This window comes from Paenibacillus sp. 102 (assembly GCF_039549175.1).
Lineage (GTDB): Bacteria > Bacillota > Bacilli > Bacillales > Bacillaceae_G > Bacillus_A.
In genome coordinates this window covers 723,930-743,351 of sequence record NZ_JBCGHT010000001.1, presented here as the reverse complement: position 1 = coordinate 743,351, position 19,422 = coordinate 723,930, and the positions used below count along the sequence as shown (strand labels likewise).

At 36.0% G+C, this 19,422-nt stretch carries 22 protein-coding genes and 3 pseudogenes; 20 read left to right on the top strand and 5 right to left on the bottom strand.

Annotated features, from left to right (window positions below):
* The first annotated feature begins 58 nt into the window (after positions 1-58).
* From AAIE21_RS03970 to AAIE21_RS03940, 7 genes and pseudogenes are all read left to right on the top strand, one after another.
* On the top strand, positions 59-1,891 hold the full coding sequence (locus tag AAIE21_RS03970) for a bifunctional homocysteine S-methyltransferase/methylenetetrahydrofolate reductase (RefSeq protein WP_343265557.1): 1,833 nt from the start codon (positions 59-61) through the stop codon (positions 1,889-1,891).
* Entirely contained in the window at positions 1,891-5,292 is a 3,402-nt protein-coding gene (gene metH / locus AAIE21_RS03965) for a methionine synthase (RefSeq protein ID WP_343265556.1), read from the top strand. Before AAIE21_RS03970 ends, metH begins: the two co-directional genes overlap by 1 nt.
* A gap of 18 nt (positions 5,293-5,310) precedes the next feature.
* Positions 5,311-6,368, top strand: a pseudogene (locus AAIE21_RS03960) (undecaprenyldiphospho-muramoylpentapeptide beta-N-acetylglucosaminyltransferase).
* A gap of 113 nt (positions 6,369-6,481) precedes the next feature.
* Positions 6,482-6,721 carry a DUF3966 domain-containing protein gene (locus AAIE21_RS03955; RefSeq protein WP_343265555.1) on the top strand — a complete coding sequence of 80 codons (240 nt, stop codon included), beginning with the start codon at positions 6,482-6,484 and terminating at the stop codon, positions 6,719-6,721.
* A gap of 103 nt (positions 6,722-6,824) precedes the next feature.
* Positions 6,825-6,992: pseudogene (locus AAIE21_RS03950) on the top strand (group-specific protein); the annotation flags it as partial.
* 97 nt (positions 6,993-7,089) lie between these two features.
* On the top strand, positions 7,090-7,269 hold the full coding sequence (locus AAIE21_RS03945) for a hypothetical protein (RefSeq protein ID WP_343265554.1): 180 nt from the start codon (positions 7,090-7,092) through the stop codon (positions 7,267-7,269).
* A gap of 31 nt (positions 7,270-7,300) precedes the next feature.
* Complete coding sequence (locus AAIE21_RS03940) at positions 7,301-7,792, top strand: hypothetical protein (RefSeq protein ID WP_343265553.1); 492 nt, start codon at positions 7,301-7,303, stop codon at positions 7,790-7,792.
* A 38-nt stretch (positions 7,793-7,830) separates the two neighbouring features.
* Here the strand turns inward: AAIE21_RS03940 and AAIE21_RS03935 are convergent, their stop codons facing one another.
* Positions 7,831-8,142, bottom strand: a complete 312-nt coding sequence (locus AAIE21_RS03935) for a hypothetical protein (RefSeq protein WP_343265552.1) — start codon at positions 8,140-8,142, stop codon at positions 7,831-7,833.
* 234 nt (positions 8,143-8,376) lie between these two features.
* Here AAIE21_RS03935 and AAIE21_RS03930 point away from each other — a divergent pair, with 234 nt between their 5' ends.
* The 4 genes from AAIE21_RS03930 to AAIE21_RS03915 all read left to right on the top strand — a co-directional run bounded on the left by AAIE21_RS03930 (position 8,377) and on the right by AAIE21_RS03915 (position 10,851).
* Positions 8,377-8,592 (top strand): DUF3912 family protein, encoded by a 216-nt coding sequence (locus AAIE21_RS03930; RefSeq protein WP_343265551.1) that lies wholly within the window; start codon positions 8,377-8,379, stop codon positions 8,590-8,592.
* Positions 8,593-8,869: 277 nt separating this feature from the next.
* Positions 8,870-9,694 carry a DUF4037 domain-containing protein gene (locus tag AAIE21_RS03925; protein WP_343265550.1) on the top strand — a complete coding sequence of 275 codons (825 nt, stop codon included), beginning with the start codon at positions 8,870-8,872 and terminating at the stop codon, positions 9,692-9,694.
* A gap of 20 nt (positions 9,695-9,714) precedes the next feature.
* Positions 9,715-10,356 carry an HD domain-containing protein gene (locus tag AAIE21_RS03920; protein ID WP_343265549.1) on the top strand — a complete coding sequence of 214 codons (642 nt, stop codon included), beginning with the start codon at positions 9,715-9,717 and terminating at the stop codon, positions 10,354-10,356.
* Between the two features lie 24 nt (positions 10,357-10,380).
* The gene (locus tag AAIE21_RS03915) at positions 10,381-10,851 is read left to right on the top strand and encodes a hypothetical protein (protein WP_343265548.1); all 471 of its coding nucleotides are present in this window, start codon (positions 10,381-10,383) and stop codon (positions 10,849-10,851) included.
* 58 nt (positions 10,852-10,909) lie between these two features.
* Here AAIE21_RS03915 and AAIE21_RS03910 read toward each other — a convergent pair whose 3' ends face one another.
* The 3 genes from AAIE21_RS03910 to AAIE21_RS03900 form a co-directional block, all read right to left on the bottom strand.
* Positions 10,910-12,325: an L-cystine transporter gene (locus tag AAIE21_RS03910; RefSeq protein WP_343265913.1), complete on the bottom strand. Its 1,416-nt coding sequence runs from the start codon at positions 12,323-12,325 to the stop codon at positions 10,910-10,912.
* 87 nt (positions 12,326-12,412) lie between these two features.
* Positions 12,413-12,655 carry a DUF2626 domain-containing protein gene (locus AAIE21_RS03905; protein ID WP_343265547.1) on the bottom strand — a complete coding sequence of 81 codons (243 nt, stop codon included), beginning with the start codon at positions 12,653-12,655 and terminating at the stop codon, positions 12,413-12,415.
* Positions 12,656-12,793: 138 nt separating this feature from the next.
* Entirely contained in the window at positions 12,794-13,489 is a 696-nt protein-coding gene (locus tag AAIE21_RS03900; protein WP_343265546.1) for a helix-turn-helix transcriptional regulator, read from the bottom strand.
* Positions 13,490-13,693: 204 nt separating this feature from the next.
* Between AAIE21_RS03900 and comGA the strand changes: the two genes are divergently transcribed.
* The 9 genes and pseudogenes from comGA to AAIE21_RS03855 all read left to right on the top strand — a co-directional run bounded on the left by comGA (position 13,694) and on the right by AAIE21_RS03855 (position 18,600).
* Complete coding sequence (comGA, locus tag AAIE21_RS03895; RefSeq protein WP_343265545.1) at positions 13,694-14,737, top strand: competence type IV pilus ATPase ComGA; 1,044 nt, start codon at positions 13,694-13,696, stop codon at positions 14,735-14,737.
* Positions 14,724-15,764: a competence type IV pilus assembly protein ComGB gene (comGB, locus tag AAIE21_RS03890; protein WP_343265544.1), complete on the top strand. Its 1,041-nt coding sequence runs from the start codon at positions 14,724-14,726 to the stop codon at positions 15,762-15,764. The genes comGA and comGB overlap by 14 nt, the downstream gene beginning before the upstream one ends.
* Before the next feature lie 12 nt (positions 15,765-15,776).
* On the top strand, positions 15,777-16,082 hold the full coding sequence (gene comGC / locus AAIE21_RS03885) for a competence type IV pilus major pilin ComGC (protein WP_343265543.1): 306 nt from the start codon (positions 15,777-15,779) through the stop codon (positions 16,080-16,082).
* A pseudogene (gene comGD, locus AAIE21_RS03880) lies at positions 16,079-16,522 on the top strand (competence type IV pilus minor pilin ComGD); the annotation flags it as partial. The gene comGC and the pseudogene comGD, both read left to right, overlap by 4 nt.
* Complete coding sequence (locus AAIE21_RS03875; protein ID WP_343265542.1) at positions 16,503-16,820, top strand: type II secretion system protein; 318 nt, start codon at positions 16,503-16,505, stop codon at positions 16,818-16,820. The pseudogene comGD and the gene AAIE21_RS03875, both read left to right, overlap by 20 nt.
* Positions 16,717-17,268 (top strand): competence type IV pilus minor pilin ComGF, encoded by a 552-nt coding sequence (gene comGF, locus AAIE21_RS03870; protein ID WP_481858651.1) that lies wholly within the window; start codon positions 16,717-16,719, stop codon positions 17,266-17,268. Before AAIE21_RS03875 ends, comGF begins: the two co-directional genes overlap by 104 nt.
* Positions 17,265-17,639: a competence type IV pilus minor pilin ComGG gene (gene comGG, locus AAIE21_RS03865; protein ID WP_343265540.1), complete on the top strand. Its 375-nt coding sequence runs from the start codon at positions 17,265-17,267 to the stop codon at positions 17,637-17,639. Before comGF ends, comGG begins: the two co-directional genes overlap by 4 nt.
* A 224-nt stretch (positions 17,640-17,863) precedes the next feature.
* Positions 17,864-18,361 (top strand): shikimate kinase, encoded by a 498-nt coding sequence (locus AAIE21_RS03860; protein ID WP_343265539.1) that lies wholly within the window; start codon positions 17,864-17,866, stop codon positions 18,359-18,361.
* A 38-nt stretch (positions 18,362-18,399) separates the two neighbouring features.
* On the top strand, positions 18,400-18,600 hold the full coding sequence (locus tag AAIE21_RS03855) for a YqzE family protein (protein WP_000106078.1): 201 nt from the start codon (positions 18,400-18,402) through the stop codon (positions 18,598-18,600).
* Positions 18,601-18,759: 159 nt separating this feature from the next.
* On the opposite strand, the gene AAIE21_RS03850 is transcribed toward AAIE21_RS03855, so the two are convergent.
* Positions 18,760-19,392 (bottom strand): VC0807 family protein, encoded by a 633-nt coding sequence (locus AAIE21_RS03850; protein WP_343265538.1) that lies wholly within the window; start codon positions 19,390-19,392, stop codon positions 18,760-18,762.
* Between the last annotated feature and the right edge of the window lie 30 nt (positions 19,393-19,422).

Here is a 19,422-nt window from a genome sequence, read left to right as displayed (position 1 = left end):
TATCCCCCTCTTCAAGGTGAAGAGGGGGTTTTTATATTGATAGAAAAGAGGGAGACAAGTGAAAATTTTAGATCTATTGTCAAAAGGAATTGTTATCGGTGATGGAGCAATTGGTACGTTATTGCATTCCCATGGGTTGCAAAGTAGTTTTGAAGAATTAAATCTATCAGATCCAGATTTAATTATATCTATTCATAAACAATATGTAGCTGCTGGTGCAGATGTGATTCAAACAAATACGTATGGAGCAAATGAAGCAAAATTACGTACATATGGACTAGAAAATCAGGTTGTTCAAATTAATAGAGCGGCGGTAAAACTGGCGAAAGCATCTGTGACAGATAAGAATGCTATTTTAGGTACAATTGGTGGAATGAAACATATCGGTGCAGTCACAACGACTGATATGGAACGGGAATTTATGTTGCTTGAGCAAGCTGGGGCATTAATAGAAGAACGTGTGGATGGGCTATTACTTGAAACTTTTTACGATGAATTTGAATTACTACATGCAGTGAAAGTGCTAAGGAAGAAAACGGATATACCAATTATTGCGCAGCTAGCGCTTCATGAAGCTGGCACAACACAAAATGGGAATGATGTAAATGAAATATTAGCGCGGCTTTTAGATTACGGTGCAAATGTAGTCGGCTTAAACTGTCAGTTAGGACCGCTTCATATGACGGAAGCTTTTAAAATGATATCGATTCCGAAAAATGGTTATTTATCAGCTTATCCAAATGCAGGCCTTCCAAACTATGTAGAAGGACGGTACGTATATGAAGGAAGCCCTGCTTATTTTGAAGAGATGACACCAAAATTTATTGAACAAGGTATTCGTTTGCTAGGGGGGTGTTGTGGTACAACGCCAGCACATATCGAAGGGATGAAGCGTGCGATTGCGAATGTAACGCCTGTTACAGAAAAACAAATTGTTCAAAGACAACAAGTAGTTCATATGCAAACAAAACGTGCTAGCACTCATGTTACGCTCGCGGAGAAAGCAAAGAAGCAAACAACAGTTGTCGTTGAGTTAGATCCGCCAAAGACATTGGATACGCAGCGCTTTTTTGAAGGAGCAAGAGCATTGAGAAGAGCGGGAGCAGATGCGATTACGTTAGCGGACAACTCATTAGCATCTCCGCGTATTTCAAATATGGCAATGGGGGCATTATTAACGAAGCATGATATTCCAGTGCTGACGCATTTAACGTGCCGTGATCATAATGTGATTGGCTTGCAATCTCATTTACTTGGTTTATCAGCTTTAGGAATGGAAGAAGTGTTAGCTTTAACAGGTGACCCGGCGCGAGTTGGGGATTTTCCTGGAGCAACTTCTGTATATGATTTGTCTTCTATTGAATTAATTAAAATGATTAAAGAAATGAATGAAGGGCGTTCTATTTTAGGGAAAACAATTGGCCCTGCGACGAGATTCTCTGTTGGAGGAGCTTTTAATCCGCACGTGAGACACTTAAAAGCAGCGGTGAAGCGGATGGAGAGAAAAATTGCAGCTGGCGCTGAGTATTTCTTAACACAACCAATTTACGATATATCCTTAATTGAAGAAGTATACGAGGCAACAAAGCACTTAGAACAACCAATCTTTATTGGAATTATGCCTTTAGTAAGTAAGCGTAATGCTGATTTTCTTCACTTTGAAGTGCCAGGTATTACATTGCCTGAGGAAGTAAGACAGCGAATGGATGGGCATGAAATGCAAGAAGCTGCAATTGAAGAAGGGATTCGTATTTCGCAAGAATTAATTGATGCCGCGATGAAATACTTTAATGGCATTTATCTCATTACACCGTTTTTAAAATATGAAATTACAGAAAATCTTGTTAAGTATGTGAAAGAAAAGCAAGAAGTGAAAGAAGGAATCAACTGATGAAATCAATAGAAGAGAGATTACACCATGAAATTTTAATATTAGATGGTGCGATGGGAACGATGATTCAGCAAGCGAATTTAACAGCAGAAGATTTTGGTGGAGAAGAATATGAAGGTTGTAATGAATACTTAGTAAAAACAAGACCAGATATTATTTTAGATATTCATAAAGCTTACATTGAAGCAGGTGCAGATATTATTGAGACGAATACGTTTGGTGCTACAAATATCGTACTGCATGATTATGAGCTCGCTCATTTAGATGAAGAGTTAAATGAGCGAGCGGCATTTCTAGCAAAACAAGCTGTAAGAGAGAGTGGTAAAGCAGTATATGTAGCAGGTGCGATGGGACCGACGACAAAGGCAATTAGTGTAACTGGTGGTGTAACTTTCGAAGGGTTAATTGAGGCATACACTAGGCAAGCGAGGGGATTATTACGGGGCGGCATTGATGTATTGCTTGTAGAGACGAGCCAAGATATGCGTAATGTGAAAGCGGCGTATTTAGGAATTCAACAAGCATTTACGGAAGCAAATCATACGGTTCCACTTATGATTTCAGGAACGATTGAACCGATGGGGACAACGTTAGCAGGACAAACAATTGAGGCATTTTATTTATCGGTTGAGCATATGAAACCATTATCTGTCGGATTAAATTGTGCGACAGGGCCAGAATTTATGCGTGAACATATCCGTTCCTTATCAGACCTCTCAGAGTGTTATATTTCATGTTATCCAAATGCTGGTCTTCCGGACGAGGATGGGCATTATCATGAGTCACCAACGTCACTTGCAGAAAAGGTGAAACAGTTTGCTGAAGAAGGGTGGATTAATATTATCGGTGGTTGCTGCGGGACGACACCTGATCATATACGAGCGATAAAAGCTTCACTTGAGTCTCTCCAGCCACGTGAAAATCATGAGCGAGAAGGTCATGGGATTAGTGGTTTAGAAGCATTGCAATATGATGATTCCATGAGGCCGTTATTTGTTGGTGAAAGAACCAATGTGATTGGGTCACGCAAATTCAAACGATTAGTAGCAGAAGGAAACTTTGAAGAGGCTGCTGAAGTTGCGAGGGCGCAAGTGAAGAAAAATGCTCACATTATTGATATTTGTATGGCGGATCCTGACCGTGATGAAGTGGAAGATATGGAAAAATTTTTAGCGGAGGTTACGAAAGTATTAAAGGTTCCAATTATGATTGATTCAACGGATGAAAATGTAATGGCGAAAGCTCTTACTTATATACAAGGGAAGGGCGTCATTAACTCTATTAATTTAGAGAACGGAGAAGAGCGTTTTGAGAAAGTGACGCCGCTTCTTCGTAAATATGGTGCGGCAATTGTAGTTGGGACAATTGATGAAGAGGGCATGGCAGTTAGTGCAGAAAGAAAGCTAGAAATTGCAAAGAGAAGTTACGAATTATTAACGAAGAAATACGGTATACGTCCATCCGATATTATTTTCGATGCGCTCGTTTTTCCTGTAGGAACTGGTGATGAAGAATATATTGGCTCTGCTGCAGCTACAATAGAAGGAATTCGTCTTATTAAAGAAGCTTTGCCAGAATGCTTAACGATTTTAGGTGTAAGTAATATATCGTTCGGGTTACCGCCAGCTGGTCGAGAAGTGCTAAACTCAGTCTATTTATATCATGCAACAAAGGCTGGGCTTGATTACGCGATTGTAAATACTGAAAAACTAGAGCGCTATGCATCCATTCCAGAAGAGGAAAAGGAACTCGCAGATGCACTATTATTCGAAACAACGAAAGAAACACTAGAAGAATTTACGAACTTTTATCGGGTTGCCAAGAAAAAAGAAGCAATCATACAAGAAACATTAACACTTGATGAAAGGTTAGCAAATTATATTGTAGAAGGAACAAAGCAAGGATTACAAGAAGATTTAAGTCTCGCGCTTATAGAAGGAAGAAGGCCACTTGATATTATTAACGGTCCGCTTATGACAGGGATGGATGAAGTAGGTCGTTTGTTTAATAACAATGAGCTTATTGTTGCTGAAGTCCTGCAAAGTGCAGAAAGTATGAAAGCTGCTGTAGCGTATTTGGAGCCTTATATGGAATCTAGTGATAGTGCGAAAAAAGGAAAAGTATTACTAGCAACTGTAAAAGGTGATGTACATGACATTGGTAAAAACCTTGTAGAAATTATTTTATCAAATAATGGCTATGATATTGTCAATTTAGGAATCAATGTCCGCTCTGATCGCATTGTTCAAGAAGTGAAAGAAAAGAAACCAGATATTATCGGGCTTTCTGGATTATTAGTAAAATCAGCGCAACAAATGGTAGCAACTGCTGAAGATTTACAAGCGGCAAATATTGATATTCCAATTGTTGTAGGTGGTGCGGCATTGACAAGAAAGTTTACAAATAACCGTATTTCACCTTCTTATAATGGACTCGTGCTATATGCAAGCGATGCGATGACAGGACTTGATCTTATTAATCGACTACAAAAAGAAGAAGAACGAGAAAAAATGAAGCAGGAAAAAAAGAATCATCATCTTCATGTTGTTGTGAAACAAGAGGAGAAAAAAGCAGAGCTACCAGCTGTAATCGAACCGTTGACACCAGCGAAGGTTATGATACCAGACTCGACAAAACGGGTCGTACTTCGTGATATCCCTGTTTCACATCTTGCGCCATTTTTAAACAGACAAATGTTAATTGGACATCACCTTGGTTTAAAAGGCAATGTGAAAAAATTGCTTAGGGAAGGAGATAAACGAGCGCATGAATTAAACGGTTTAATTGATGAACTACTGGGGGAAGGTCAATCTTGGCTGCGTCCAAAAGCTGTTTATCAATTTTTCCCTGCCCAAAGTGATGGACAAACGATCATTATTTATGATCCAGACGATCATACACGTGTATTAGAGCGCTTTTCATTCCCAAGACAAGGGAAAGCACCATACCGTACATTAGGAGATTATTTACGTCCGGTCGGAGATGAAATGGATTATGTCGCCTTTTTATCTGTTACAGTTGGACAAGGTGTTCGTGATATTGCGGATGAGTGGAAGGAGAAAGGGGATTATTTACGTAGTCATGCCATTCAATCATTAGCGCTGGAACTAGCAGAGGGATTGGCTGAAAAAACACATATGTTAATTCGTGATCGCTTTGGAATTCCGGATTCACCGGAGATGACAATGGAAGAAAGGTTCCGTACGAAATATCAAGGGATTCGCGTTTCTTTTGGGTATCCAGCTTGTCCAGAGCTTGCAGATCAAGAAAAATTATTTCGCTTAATTCAGCCAGAGGAAATTGGAATCTCACTAACAGAAGGATTTATGATGGAGCCGGAAGCATCTGTAACGGCAATGGTGTTTGCACACCCCGAAGCACGATATTTTAGTGTACTATAGTGTAGAAGGGGGAGACAAATGAACAGAATAGTCTTTACAGGTGGTGGTTCGGCGGGGCATGTGACACCTAATTTAGCAATTATTCCACATTTGCAAGAAAAGGGGTGGGATATTTCTTATATTGGTTCTCATCAAGGAATTGAAAAAACGATTATAGAGAACGAAGGAATTCCCTATTATGGTATAGCGAGCGGAAAGTTACGCCGTTATTTTGATTTGAAAAATATAAAGGATCCTTTTCTTGTTATGAAAGGTGTCATGGATGCTTATGTGCGAATACGAAAATTAAAACCGGATGTTATTTTTTCAAAGGGTGGTTTTGTATCCGTACCAGTAGTAATTGGTGGGTGGTTAAATCGTGTTCCAGTTTTGTTGCATGAGTCCGATATGACGCCAGGGTTAGCAAATAAAATTGCACTCCGCTTTGCTTCGAAAATATTTGTTACGTTTGAAGAAGCTGCGCAGCATTTACCGAAAGAAAAGGTGGTTTATACAGGCTCGCCTGTGAGGGAAGAAGTGCTGCGTGGAAATCGTGAAAAAGGACTACACTTTCTTGGATTCCATGCTAGAAAACCAGTCATCACGGTTATGGGGGGAGTCTAGGAGCAAAGAAAATCAATGAAACAGTACGAGAGGCATTGCCACAGCTCCTTAAAAATTATCAAGTTGTTCACCTATGCGGAAAAGGAAATCTAGATGAGAAGTTACAAAGCATAGAAGGGTATAGACAATTTGAATATGTACACGGAGAATTACCAGATGTATTAGGGGCAACGGATTTTGTTATCTCACGTGCTGGATCAAATGCAATTTTTGAATTTTTAACATTACAAAAACCGATGATTTTAATTCCATTACCGAAAGCTTCAAGCCGTGGTGATCAAATTTTGAATGCACAATCGTTTGAAAGACAAGGGTATGCCTCGGTTTTATATGAAGAAAATATAACAGTGACTTCCCTTATGAAGCATATAGAAAAGTTGCATTATAATTGTGAGAAGTATAAAAAAGAATTAAAAAAGTATAGTGGAAAAGAAGCAGTACAGACCATTGTGAAATATATTACGGAGGCATGATTTCTAAAAAATCATGTCTTTTTTAGTAGAATGAAAGGTTCGAAGAATTGCTATATTTATGTTACAATAACAGAGATTTAATAGGGAAATTCCAGTTCTTTGAGCGTGAAAATATGAATGGATTAGGAGTGACTGTGTTGGAGCTGAGTCTCTATGAAAATACTGCTCTAATTATATGTTTTGTTTTGTATGTTGGTAGTGTTATTGTTTACATTTCAAGAAAATTTTCACAAGAACGAAACTTAGAAAAATCGGAAATAACAGCTGAGTTAGAAATGTTAGCCGATGAAAGTGATAAAAAACAAAAAATAAAAGAGGACCATCAGGCGCCCCACCACTTAAACGCAAAATAAGTTTTGAAGGTGGGGCCTTTTTTACAAGATTCCTCTTCTATTATTATCGTGAGCGCTAAAAAGGAGTTTCCCTTCTGTTTGTATAAATAAGCAGCAAATTCATATGAATTTCTATATTGCATCAGGTTTTCAAAACAAACATCTTGTTCAATTTGTAGCGAGTCAATTCAAAAAAGTGGGATGGCATCATACATATAATTGGACTCAAAATGAAAGAGCGACAAATAGAGAACAATTACAGAAGATTGGTCAAGCAGAAAAGCAGGCGATCATGAACAAATTTTTGATATAGTCATTGAAAACTCGGATATTCCGCTCTTTTTGAAAAAGTATGGATATGATTCTAAAATGCTTCAAAACTGGGAACAATGGATGCTATTGGAATAACACCACTACCAGCTTTATGCGCAGATCGTATAGATTATACATTTCGCGATTTATATACGTATGGAATGATTTCAAAACAAGAAGTTCTTACATTTTTAATCGAACATGTAAGGCTGTGTAATCAAAAAGCGAAAGAGAACTTCAATAAAAATATATATTAAAAAATAAAGAAGGCATAAAGGAGTTATATATATGAAATTAGAACAAGGATGGGAAACAAGCTTCTTAGAAGTTGTACAAAAAAGTGAATTCAAAAAAGGTGCACTGCGTAGTCAGCTACTTTGTGCGGACGGGGAAGAAGTAGAAGAACTTGCAGATGATTATGGATATGATGAAATTGTAAATCGCGAACATGATGAAGAGCTCGCAGAAATCTTAGGTGAAGAACTCTTTAGTGAAATGGAACGTCACGTATTTCTATCTTCACAACCTGAAGAAAAACTCATTTCATTTGTAAATGGATTGGGATTTCATATTTTAGATTGGATCGTTCTTCTTGAAACAGAATTTGGTATAGATAGTGCAGTATTCTCATCGGATGCAGTAAAAATGCTTGAAAAACGTTTTAGACAGTTCCCGTATATAGAGGATAAGACAGTTTTTGATATGACAATTAGAGAAGTAATGGATGCATTAGAAGCTGTGACGAGCTTACAATTGAAAGAGAAGATGAATATACAATAATGAAAATGAAAAAGAACGTGAGATAATCACGTTCTTTTTTACATAATAATAACTTTATCAGTTAATTTCTTCTGTCCTGTAAGAAGTGCATTTAAATACTCGACTTTTCGGATACAAGATTGAATGTGTTTTTCAACTTCTTGTAACTCTGCTTGATGGTGGGTTTCAATCGGATGAATTTGCACGCTAAACTTTTCAAATTGGCTGCTGTATGTTATTTCTGCATAGCCACTCATGATATCAGTTTGGTTATGAAATGAAAATTGTTTTGTGTCTTCACAGTATGTTACATCTTGAAATCCGTATGATTTTAATGCCTCGATTACTTTTGTAATAATTGTTATATCCATTTTTCTCCCTCTTTACGCAGTTCTGCTTTTCTATTATAACATGAAAAAAGATTAAGAAAGCGTTTCCAAGTGTTTATTTGCACAATTTTTACGTATAATTTATTAAAATGAAATAAAGAAAAAATAATTGTAATAAAGGAAGGACTCTTTTACTTTTTCATCATATATATACAGAAATAGTGCAATGAAAGGAAACGTATTTTCAAGTTGAGCGCAGTAAAAGAGGTGAGAATCTTGAATTTTGATATTACAGGACAAAAGGCATATGTAAAAGATGGACCGTACCGGAACCGAATTGGAATTGTAAAGCAAAAGGAACAGCGGGCAGAACCAAATTTTATGATTGTGATTGACGGTCAAAACATCGATGTAGAGCTAAAAGATATCGTTTTAGTAGGAGTAGATGTAGGGCAATTTCATGAGTGGTGCGAGCAAAATGGATATTTGTAAAAGGGACGGGCTGTGAAGTGAAATTTCTATTTTTATTAGTTATTTAACAGGATATATCAATAGATAATGATGAGGGGGATACTATGCTCAATATAGGAGTATATATCCTTTTTTCTGTTTATACACTTGGAAACGAAGAGATTTTCATTAATAATATTCAGAAATAAAAGACAATTAGTTGATGTGGTAATGAATTTCCATTAATCTATAAATAGAAACATTGTAATAATACCAAAGAAAAATATATAAAGGGATAATCAAACATGGAGGAAACCAAATGGACTTAATGAAAACAGCAATAGAGATGACAGCAATCTATAAACACAATCCCAAAATAGAAGCAATTCTTTTGGCAGGATCCGTATCAAGAAATTGGCAAGATGAACATTCAGATATAGAATTGCATATTTTATGGGCAGCACCGCCAGAAGATGAAAATCGCGAAGGGCCTATTAAAGATGTTGGCGGAACTATTTTGTCGTATCATCCGTATGAAGAGGAGGAGTGGTCTGAATCTTATGTAACGAAAGATGGGATTAAATTAGAAATAAGTAACTTTTTATCGGTAACAGTTGAACGGTTTATTTCAGATGTGGTGGACAAGTACGAAACTGACTATGAGAAACAATGTATTGTAGCCTCAGTTCAAGATGGTGTGAGTTTGTATGGAGAAGAAAAAATTCAAAAGCTAAAAGATAGAGTCGCAGAGTATCCTTTAGAACTTTCAAAAGGGATGATTACAGAGAATCTTTTACTAAGTAATCGATGGAATAACCGCGAAGCACTTTTAACACGCAAAGATTGGCTTATGTTATACGATGTAATTTGCGAAGTGCAGAAGAATATATTTGGCGTTTTGTTCGGTCTTAATAAAATGTATGTGCATCACCCTGCATTTAAATGGATGCCTTATAATATTGATCGAATGACAATAAAACCCGAAAAGCTTTATGAGCGAATGACCAATATCCTGATAGGGAACCCAGAAAACAGTATAAAAGATTTGGAATCATTAGTCGAAGAAGTATTGATTTTGGCGGAGAAACAAATTCCGGAATTGGATCTTTTGGAGCAAAAGAAACAGATTAATTATGCAAAATAGTGATTATAGGGGATGGTGTTATGGAATATATCATAGATAGAGTATATGCAAGAGAGCTACTTGAACGTGCATATCAACAAAATCCTGGCCCTTGGTATAAACATTCGATACATGTTGCCCAAGCTACTGAAAACATAATCTTAGAATTTATGAAACAAGGATATGATGTGAATCATAACTTGGCTTACAATGCAGGGTTGCTTCATGATATTGGTAGGTATAAAGGTTTTACAAAATCTGTTATACATTCTTATGATGGATACATGTACTTAGAACAATTAGGATTTGGAGGGAATGCGATTAAATGTGTAACACATTCATTTCCTTGTGGGAATAAAGACATAGAAGTTGCAGCTGATTGGGAACTTGTTCCTCCAAACATGAAAATGAAGCTTATAGAGATATTAAATGAAAACAGCAACTATGATTTATACGATAAAGTTATTACTCTTTGTGATGCTTTAGCTGATGATAAAGGATTTACTACACTTGAAAAAAGATTGATTTCAGTTGGATTGAGACATGGGACCGATGCTCATACTTCTGTTCATTGGAAAGGTTTTTATGAAATAAAAAAAGAAATAGAAGCGTTAATCGGAATAAGTGTATACAGATTTCTTCCGGGAGTTGAGGAGTCGATTTATACCGATATTCAGTATTGAAAATTGTATAAAGGGGTGAGTGAAATGAGAAAAAATATGTGCTTGTTTCTGATAATGCTAGTGTTTTTGAGTTTAATTGGATGTTCTAATATTACAAGTTCTTCAAAAGCTTCTTCATCAACTGAACAAAAAGAGGAAAAAGAAACATCAATAGTATTTGAGAAAAAACAAATAAAAGAAATGAATTTAGTGAGGGTAGATCAAGATAATATTTCTAAAGCAGGAACGGATAATGAAGATCTAATAAATCAAATTGTTACCGCAATCAAAGCTGGTACATCTAAAAAAATATCTTTAGATAAAAAAGCAAGGGATGCTGTACATGCTAATATGGAAGTCATTTTTAAGGATGATTCTAAAGGAAGTTTGTTAGTCTGGGTAGATGATAAAAATAACATTATAATCACAAAAGATGTAGATAAAGGTTCTGTTCAAGGAATTCAAATTAATGAGGATGTTCCTAAAATAGTATTAAATTTTTTAAAACAGGTATAAGGAATAAAAAAGGAATGCTATATCAATTAGCATTCCTTTTTATGAGAATTCTTCTTTTTTATGAAGCGACTTCTTTACTTTTTACATCATCTTGATTATACGTATCGTGATCTAATTCACCAAGCCATTTACTAGAAATAAGACCTGCTGTCATTGAACCACTTACGTTAAGAGCTGTACGGCCCATATCGATTAATGGCTCAACAGAGATAACAAGAGCAACAATACCGATTGGTAAATTCATTGTTGAAAGTACGATTAATGCCGCGAATGTTGCTCCCCCACCAACGCCGGCAACGCCGAATGAGCTAATCGCGACAACGGCGATTAAAGTTAAAATAAATTGTGGTTGTAATGGATCAATTCCTACCGTTGGGGCGACCATCATTGCAAGCATAGCTGGATAAATACCTGCGCAACCGTTTTGGCCGATAGATACCCCGAAGGAAGCGGCAAAGTTTGCGATTCCTTCTGAAACACCAAGTTTTTCTTTTTGAGCTTCAATATTTAATGGCATTGCACCTGCACTAGAACGAGAAGTGAAAGCGAATGTTAAAACTGGGAATACCTTTTTCAAATATTGAACTGGGTTTAAACCAGATAGAGCAATTAATAATAAGTGAATCACAAACATAACGATAAGTGCTACGTAAGATGCTAGAACAAAGTTACCAAGTTTTAAAATGGCATTTACGTCACTACCAGCGACTGTTTTTGTCATAAGGGCTAATACACCGTAAGGAGTCAGGCGTAAAATTAACGTTACCATACGCATTACAATTGCATAAACAGCGTCAAGCATTTTCTTAAATAACTCTGCTTGTTCTGGATATTTTCTTTTTACACCGATAAAGGCCATTCCAATGAACGCTGCAAAGATTACAACGGAAATTGTTGAAGTTGGACGTGCACCAGTTAAATCAAGAAATGGATTTGTAGGTAATAATTCCAATAATTTTTGTGGAATTGGTGTTTGTTCAATGGAACTAAATTTTTCTTCCACTAATTTTAAACGAGCTGTTTCTGCATCACCTTGTTGTAATCCAGTTGCTTGAACGTCAAAACCTGCACTTGCTGCAATACCAACAGCGGCAGCGATTCCAGTTGTAAGAATTAAAATTCCGATAATAAGTCCGCTAATTTTACCAAGGTTTTTTGTTAATTTTAACTTTGTAAAAGCTGAGATAATCGAAACTAAAATTAGTGGCATAACAATCATTTGTAGAAGTTTTACATAGCCACTACCGATTATGCTAAACCAGTTATTTGAATCGATAATAACTTTAGAAGTAGGTTCATAGATAAATTGTAAGATAAGACCAAATGTAATTCCGACCCCTAAAGCAGTAAATACGCGTTTATTAAAAGATACATGCTTGCGTTGCATATAATACAATATGCCGACTAATATAAGCATGACCGCAATGTTAACCCCGACTAGCAGTGTATTCATGTTGATTCCCCCTAATTCCAATCTGTTATATAAAATATATTTCAATAAAACCTATAAGTCAACTAGGTAATTAAGAAAAATAAAAAAAGATGGCAATTTGCCATCCTTTTAATGCCCAGTGCCAGGGACAAGTAAAAATGTTGTATAGTATGTAAATCCAATGAAGAAAACAGTTAAATATGCCCCAAATACGTATATATACATACGCTCTGATAATTTTAAATAACTTAAAAGTACGAAGAATCCTGTTTGTCCTAAAAATAATAGTGCAGTTGCGTACATATCCCCTAAGTAAAACATAACTGAGAAAATGCCAGTCCAGAAGCCGAGAACGCGAAACATGCGCTCCATGCAATCTCCCTCCTTTTCTAAAAAAAGTAAACCTCTCCTCATTATAGTTTATTTTTCTTACTATTGTAAATATTTGCGAAAAAAGAAAAGAAGCCAAATGTAATTGACTTCTTTTTGACACATTTTCATATGAAGAAATTATAGATGGACTTGGTAGTTGCAAGATTTACATCCGTCTAATAAGTTATCGTGTCGTGTTAATTCCATGTTCGGGAATATGATTTCAAAAATGCCATTCATCATATCACTATGCATATTGCAAATTTCTTCAGGGTGATGAACAGCAACTTCTTTAAATGGGCAATTGTACACATCATAGAAAATTTGTGTGCCATCTGTGCTTAATTCAAATGAAGGGGATAAGCCAGCAGTTGATAGCGCTTCTTTTGCAATTTGAACTTTGTGTTCTAATGTTAAAGAATTTTCATTAATATTTAAACGCTGCATATGTTGTTCCATTAATTCTTTACCAAATTGTTTGCCTGTTTCATATAGTGCCTTTTCACCGACTGTGCCGAGGCTTAGTAATGAATTAAAAGCGATTTTCGCTAATAATTGATAATCGCGAAATGGAAATTGCAATTGAATTAAGTCTTCGGACAAGACATATAATCTGCTTGGTCTCCCGCCTTTTCCCGTTTTTTTCGTTTCAGATTTCAGCATATTAACATCTTCTAATTTTGACAAATGTAGACGTGCCACGTTTGGATGGATATTAAATTCATCTGCGATTTCTTGTACAGTTACGTAACTATGTTTTTGAGAAATATATTTATAAATATAATAACGAGTTGGGTCAGATAGTACACCTGTAATTTTTAAAGCTTGTTCCATGGGGATCTCCACCTTTATCACTTTATCCAAGATATTAACATTATAATACAGATAAAGTTGCATATAGGTAATTTTAGTTAATAATTCAGAAATTGTTCATAATTTCACAAACATATTTTTCCTTTTTAGGGAAGGGAAAACGCGAAAATCACGATTTTTCTTATGTATCCCTTCATGATATATACATAGTGAGGAGGGATAACGATGAATGGTGTTGAACATTTTGCCAATACAATTATGAAAGAAGCATGTGCATTACAAGCATCTGATTTACATATCGTACCGCGCCAAGAAGATGCAGTCATACAATTACGTATTGGAAAAGATTTGGTAACGAAGCATTGTATTAGAAAAGAATTTGGAGAAAGACTTGTTTCGCATTTTAAATTTTTAGCGTCTATGGACATAGGTGAAAGACGTAAGCCGCAAAATGGATCATTGTATTTACAAATTGATGGACAAGAAGTTCATTTGCGTCTTTCTACGCTGCCAACTGTGTATCTAGAAAGCCTCGTCATTCGTTTGCACTTACAAGCGTCGATTCAACCAATTTCTCATCTCTCTTTATTTCCAAGCTCCGCGAAAACACTTCTCTCTTTTTTACATCATTCTCATGGATTACTCGTATTTACTGGGCCGACAGGATCTGGAAAAACAACGACAATGTATGCTTTGTTAGAGGTAGCTAAAAAGGGACAAACGCGTCGTATTGTGACACTTGAGGATCCAATCGAAAAACGAAAGGATGGTTTATTACAAATTCAAATTAATGAAAAAGCAGGTATCACGTATACAACCGGTTTAAAAGCGATTTTGCGTCATGACCCTGATATTATTTTAGTCGGTGAAATTCGTGATGAAGAAACAGCGAAAGTAGCTGTACGTGCAAGTTTAACAGGACATTTAGTGATGACAACGTTGCATACAAACGATGCAAAAGGAGCTGTGCTGCGTTTGATGGACTATGGAATTACAAGGCAAGAAATTGAACAATCATTACTTGCAGTGGCAGCGCAACGTCTTGTTGAATTGAAGTGTCCATTTTGCAAAGGAAAATGTTCGCCGTTATGCAAAATGATGAGGAAAGTGCGGCAAGCAAGCATTTATGAGTTATTATATGGTCTTGAATTAAAACAAGCGATTCGTGAAGCGAATGGAGAGCATGTAACCTATCATTATGAAACATTGCAATCATGTATAAGAAAAGGATATGCCTTAGGTTTTTTAGAAGAGGATGTGTATGTTTGAACGAAAAGGATGGCGATTACATGAACAAGTCTTGTTATTAAGAAGGCTGGGGGAATTGTTAGAAAAAGGCTACTCTCTCTTACAAGCGTTAGAATTTTTACAGTTTCAATTATCCTCTACAAAACGGCTACAACTGCAGCATATTATCGAAGAATTAAAAAATGGACAAAGTTTACATGATGCTTTTCACCAAATGATGTTTCATCCGGACATATTAAGTTATTTATTTTATGCGCAGCAACATGGTGATGTTTCCTTTGCTTTAAAGCAAGGAAGTGTACTCCTCCATAGGAAGGATAAGCATCAAAAGGATATGATGAAAGTTCTCCGTTATCCGATTTTTTTATCCCTTTTTTTACTAGGAATTCTTGCTGTATTCAACCTTGTTTTGCTTCCTCAATTTGAGACATTGTACAGTTCTTTACGTGCGACCTCCGCTTCCTTTACTGATCAGATTATGTCTTTTATTCAAATACTCCCATATATAATTGGTGGATTTTTTCTCGTCATTGCACTTGGGGTATGCGTATATGTGTTTTATCTACGAAAGCTTCCACCTATTCAAAGAGTAAATATTATGGTGCGAATTCCCCTTGTAAAAACATTTCTTATTTTAACAAATTCTCATTATTTCTCTGTTCAATTAAGCGGCTTATTACAAGGTGGATTATCGGTACTTGAAGCTTTAACGTTAATGAGCGAACAAAAACATCACCCGTTTTTTCAATGTGAAGCCACTCGGATTGAAGAGTTATTAATTGCGGGCGAACAGCTGGATTCTATTATTATGAAGAGCAGTTATTACGAGCGTGAACTGTCTTACGTTATTGCACATGGACAAGCAAACGGAAGCTTAGCGACAGAATTAGGAGATTATAGTGAATTAACGATTGAAAAAATGGAAAGGAAGATTCAACGCATTTTAGTCATTATTCAACCACTTCTGTTTACATGCATTGGCATAATTGTTGTTCTTATGTATTTAGCGATGATTATGCCGATGTTTCAAATGATGAATTCTATTTAGGAGGTAGTTCAAATGAAGAATGAAAAAGGATTTACTCTTTTAGAGATGCTATTAGTGATGGTTGTTATTTCGGTATTGCTTCTATTAATTATTCCAAATGTCATTAAACAGCGTTCTTCCGTGCAAGGAAAAGGTTGTGATGCTTACGTAAAATCGGTCGAATCACAAGTGCAGGCTTATCAATTACAACATAATAAGATACCGACTATCGACGAATTAGTGAAAGATAAGTATATTACTTCCACAACGTGTCCAAAAGGGGAACAAATTAGTATTTCAAGTGATGATGGTGCAGTATCCGTAGCTGGTAAATCGTGAAACAAAAGGGATTCACATTTTTAGAGATGCTCCTCGTTCTATCCATTATTTCGATATTGAGTGTTGTTACTTATTTTAACGTTGCACCATTATATGAAAGGCAAACAGTCGAACAGTTTTTAAAACAATTTTCACAAGATATATTGTATATGCAGCAGTTAGCAATAAACCGTCGGAATCTTCATATGTTACGATGGAGCCCTGAAAAACATATGTATAGCATTTGGGAATCTGGTGACAAACGTTCCCTTTTTATTCGGGAATATGAACGTGATATAAAGATTGATTTAAATACTTTTCCGAATCCAATGACCTATAATGCAAATGGAAATATAAACCAAGGTGGTACAATCCTACTTTCTTATCGCTCGCGTACTTATGAAATTGTATTTCAACTTGGGAGAGGGAGATTTACGTATCGTGAAGTGCCAAAAAGGATCGGTTATGCTCGAAATGCTCGTATCGTTAAGTTTATTAATGATGGCTGTGTCACTGTTGCTTCCGCAAACACTTCTTATTATGCAAGAAAGAAAAAATATTCAATTTCGGTATAAAGCACACGTATTGTTGAAGAGGGAAGCAGCGCTATATATGTATCAAAATCGGCCGAAGCAGCAAAAAGAGGAGACAATAGATGGTGTTGTATATCGGACTCATTGGCAGGAAGAAGAGGTTTGTACAATTTGGGAAGACGTTAAACAAAAAAGAATGGAACAATGTCGCTATGTCCAAAAGTAAAAAGGGAGAAGCGGGATTTACGTTACTAGAAATGCTGTTATGTGTATTGTTTTTATCTATTTTCTTTCTTCTTGTGCCGCGCCTCCATAGTTTATTTATCGAGAAACCGTATTCGAAGCAAATAAATAGTTGGGAATGGGATGTGTTCATGGAACAAGTACAATTAGAATTTAGGGAGAGTCAAATGGGAAAAGGTGTCAAGTTAGAAAATCACGAGGATCTACTCCTTTTTCAATTGAGTAACGGAGCTAATGTAACATATGAAGTGTTAGGAAATAATATCGTGAGAAAAGTAAATACGTTAGGGATGGAGATTATATTACAAAAGGTAAGTTCAGTTTCTTATGAAGTAACAACTAATGTATTAACCATACATGTGCAAGATATAAGCGGTAAAATGTATCACGGTGTGGCAACACGTTACACACCTATTGAGTTAAAAACATGAGAAAACAAGATGGTTTTGCGATGCCGGGAACATTAATTCTTCTTTTCTTACTGTTTTCATTCTTTGTATATGAAATAAATATGTTGCAATCTGATCAAAGGTTTTATAAAGAGGCGCAGCAAAAATTTTTGTTAGAAGAGATTACCGATCGAGCAGTCGCCTCAATAAAGAAAGATTTGCAGGTAAAAGAACAAAATGATGTATTTTCATTTCAATATGAAAATGGTGAAGCGAGTGGGGATTATGTATTTGAAAATGAAATTGTATTTGTTACATTGCAGTGTATGACGGAACAAAAGCATTCTTATAAAGTGAATTTTCAATACGATAAAATAAATAAACGGGTTATGAATTGGGTAGAGGAGCGATGAGGTAGAAGTTGTATTACCATTACGTTTTGTTCTTGGTACAAAATTAAGGGCAAAACGTTTTTTATCATTTTAACCGAGAAGACCAACCTCCTCTAAACGAAGTGAAGGCGGGGGTAGTTCAATAATTTGTGCAAGCAGCATATAAAATAAACCGCAGTAGCCCATCTTTCGCTATAATACAAATAATTAAACAATAACCAATTCGACAGGAAAGAGGTAACAAAATGAAATCCATCTACATAACAGGCTATATGGGAGCTGGAAAAACAACAATTGGGAGAATGCTAAGTGAGCAACTGCATATTTCAGTTGTAGATACAGATCAAAAAATTGAAGAGAAGCAGGGAAAGTTAATTCGTGATATTTTTGCAGAAGAAGGGGAAAGCATTTTCCGTCAATACGAAAGCGAAATGCTATGTTCATTACCAACGAGCAATATAATTATTACTACGGGTGGCGGCATTGTTGAACGCGAGGAGAATCGCCAGTGGATGAAAGAGAATGGGACGGTTGTATATTTATATTGTGATCCGTATGTTATTGCAGAACGTCTTCGCGGGGATACGACGCGTCCATTATTTCAAAAAGAGAACATAGAGGCGTTTGTAGAGAAGTTTGAGAACCGCCGGGCATATTATGAAGAAGCAGATGTACATATTGATACAACAAATAAGAGTGCGGAAGAGATTATGGAAGAGCTAGAGCGAAAGATTAATGAATAAAAAAGTGGACATACTAATCAAGTAGAGGTGATGATAATATGTCTACTAATGATTATGTACGTTTTGTGACGCAACAATTTGTATCATATATGGATGCTCCAAAAGAGGATCGAAAGCAGAAGAAAGAACAACGCCGTGCTGAAAAAGCTCCATTTCTAAACAGATGGTTTGGAATGATGCCGCTTAGCGCAGCTTTGTTTTATCAAAATGTAAAGAAGAAAAGAAAGAAAACAAGTTAATAAAAATTGGAATGATTTACCGCTAGTAATAATATTAGGTGGTATAGTACAATTTTGGCGATGAGTGTATACTTGTCATCGATTCGACAGACAAACCTATAAAAATCCCCCTGTACATGTACAGGGGGATTTTTATCATTTCTTTTGATAATTTATACCCTATTGGGTAGATTCGTTCTGTTCAATTACTGCGTGTATTTTATTATTTACCCATACAAACCCTATACCAATACATATGGAAATTCCCCAACCAACAGCGGTCATGATTGCTCTCATTTCACCATATCCTTCTACACCAAAAACAGAGATGAAATAGATTTTTAAAAAGCTTTTTAAAATGAATTGGAGACCGAAAAATAATGTTAAATACTGTAGTGCTGGATATATAAGTTTATCGCGGTAAAGGATGCGACTTTTATCTCGGTCATGCCCTTGTAGTACTGCGATATCAGCTGCGAAATATAACATGAGTGGTTTCTTAATAAAAATCGTACAGATGACAATTAACCCGAGTACGATATGATAATAGGCGTCGTTCCAAAGCATTCGCTCAGCAGAACCAGATAGTAAATCTACTGTCGTGTTAGCAATAAGGGTAATGAGAATAAAGAACCCTGTAACATTGAGTTGTTTTTCTTTTTTAAAGCAGTAGAGCGTATAAAGAATTCCCGGTACCGAGGAAATAAGCATCGCGTAATAAGGATCAATATGAGTTTTTGCGAATTTCCAAATGACAAAAGGAAAGACGAGATAAAAGATAAGATCGAATACAACTTTCTTATTTTGGTTCATGTTATGCCTCCTTAGCTATAGATATATTCT

Bases quoted from the DNA above. Each gene is read 5' to 3' on its own strand.
- metH (WP_343265556.1), top strand. From the start codon at position 1,891: ATGAAATCAATAGAAGAGAGATTACACCATGAAATTTTAATATTAGAT.
- AAIE21_RS03955 (WP_343265555.1), top strand. From the start codon at position 6,482: ATGAATGGATTAGGAGTGACTGTGTTGGAGCTGAGTCTCTATGAAAAT.
- AAIE21_RS03945 (WP_343265554.1), top strand. From the start codon at position 7,090: ATGGATGCTATTGGAATAACACCACTACCAGCTTTATGCGCAGATCGT.
- AAIE21_RS03940 (WP_343265553.1), top strand. From the start codon at position 7,301: ATGAAATTAGAACAAGGATGGGAAACAAGCTTCTTAGAAGTTGTACAA.
- AAIE21_RS03935 (WP_343265552.1), bottom strand. From the start codon at position 8,142: ATGGATATAACAATTATTACAAAAGTAATCGAGGCATTAAAATCATAC.
- AAIE21_RS03925 (WP_343265550.1), top strand. From the start codon at position 8,870: ATGGACTTAATGAAAACAGCAATAGAGATGACAGCAATCTATAAACAC.
- AAIE21_RS03920 (WP_343265549.1), top strand. From the start codon at position 9,715: ATGGAATATATCATAGATAGAGTATATGCAAGAGAGCTACTTGAACGT.
- AAIE21_RS03915 (WP_343265548.1), top strand. From the start codon at position 10,381: ATGAGAAAAAATATGTGCTTGTTTCTGATAATGCTAGTGTTTTTGAGT.
- AAIE21_RS03905 (WP_343265547.1), bottom strand. From the start codon at position 12,655: ATGGAGCGCATGTTTCGCGTTCTCGGCTTCTGGACTGGCATTTTCTCA.
- AAIE21_RS03900 (WP_343265546.1), bottom strand. From the start codon at position 13,489: ATGGAACAAGCTTTAAAAATTACAGGTGTACTATCTGACCCAACTCGT.
- comGA (WP_343265545.1), top strand. From the start codon at position 13,694: ATGAATGGTGTTGAACATTTTGCCAATACAATTATGAAAGAAGCATGT.
- comGB (WP_343265544.1), top strand. From the start codon at position 14,724: ATGTGTATGTTTGAACGAAAAGGATGGCGATTACATGAACAAGTCTTG.
- comGC (WP_343265543.1), top strand. From the start codon at position 15,777: ATGAAGAATGAAAAAGGATTTACTCTTTTAGAGATGCTATTAGTGATG.
- comGF (WP_481858651.1), top strand. From the start codon at position 16,717: ATGGTGTTGTATATCGGACTCATTGGCAGGAAGAAGAGGTTTGTACAA.
- comGG (WP_343265540.1), top strand. From the start codon at position 17,265: ATGAGAAAACAAGATGGTTTTGCGATGCCGGGAACATTAATTCTTCTT.
- AAIE21_RS03860 (WP_343265539.1), top strand. From the start codon at position 17,864: ATGAAATCCATCTACATAACAGGCTATATGGGAGCTGGAAAAACAACA.
- AAIE21_RS03855 (WP_000106078.1), top strand. From the start codon at position 18,400: ATGTCTACTAATGATTATGTACGTTTTGTGACGCAACAATTTGTATCA.
- AAIE21_RS03850 (WP_343265538.1), bottom strand. From the start codon at position 19,392: ATGAACCAAAATAAGAAAGTTGTATTCGATCTTATCTTTTATCTCGTC.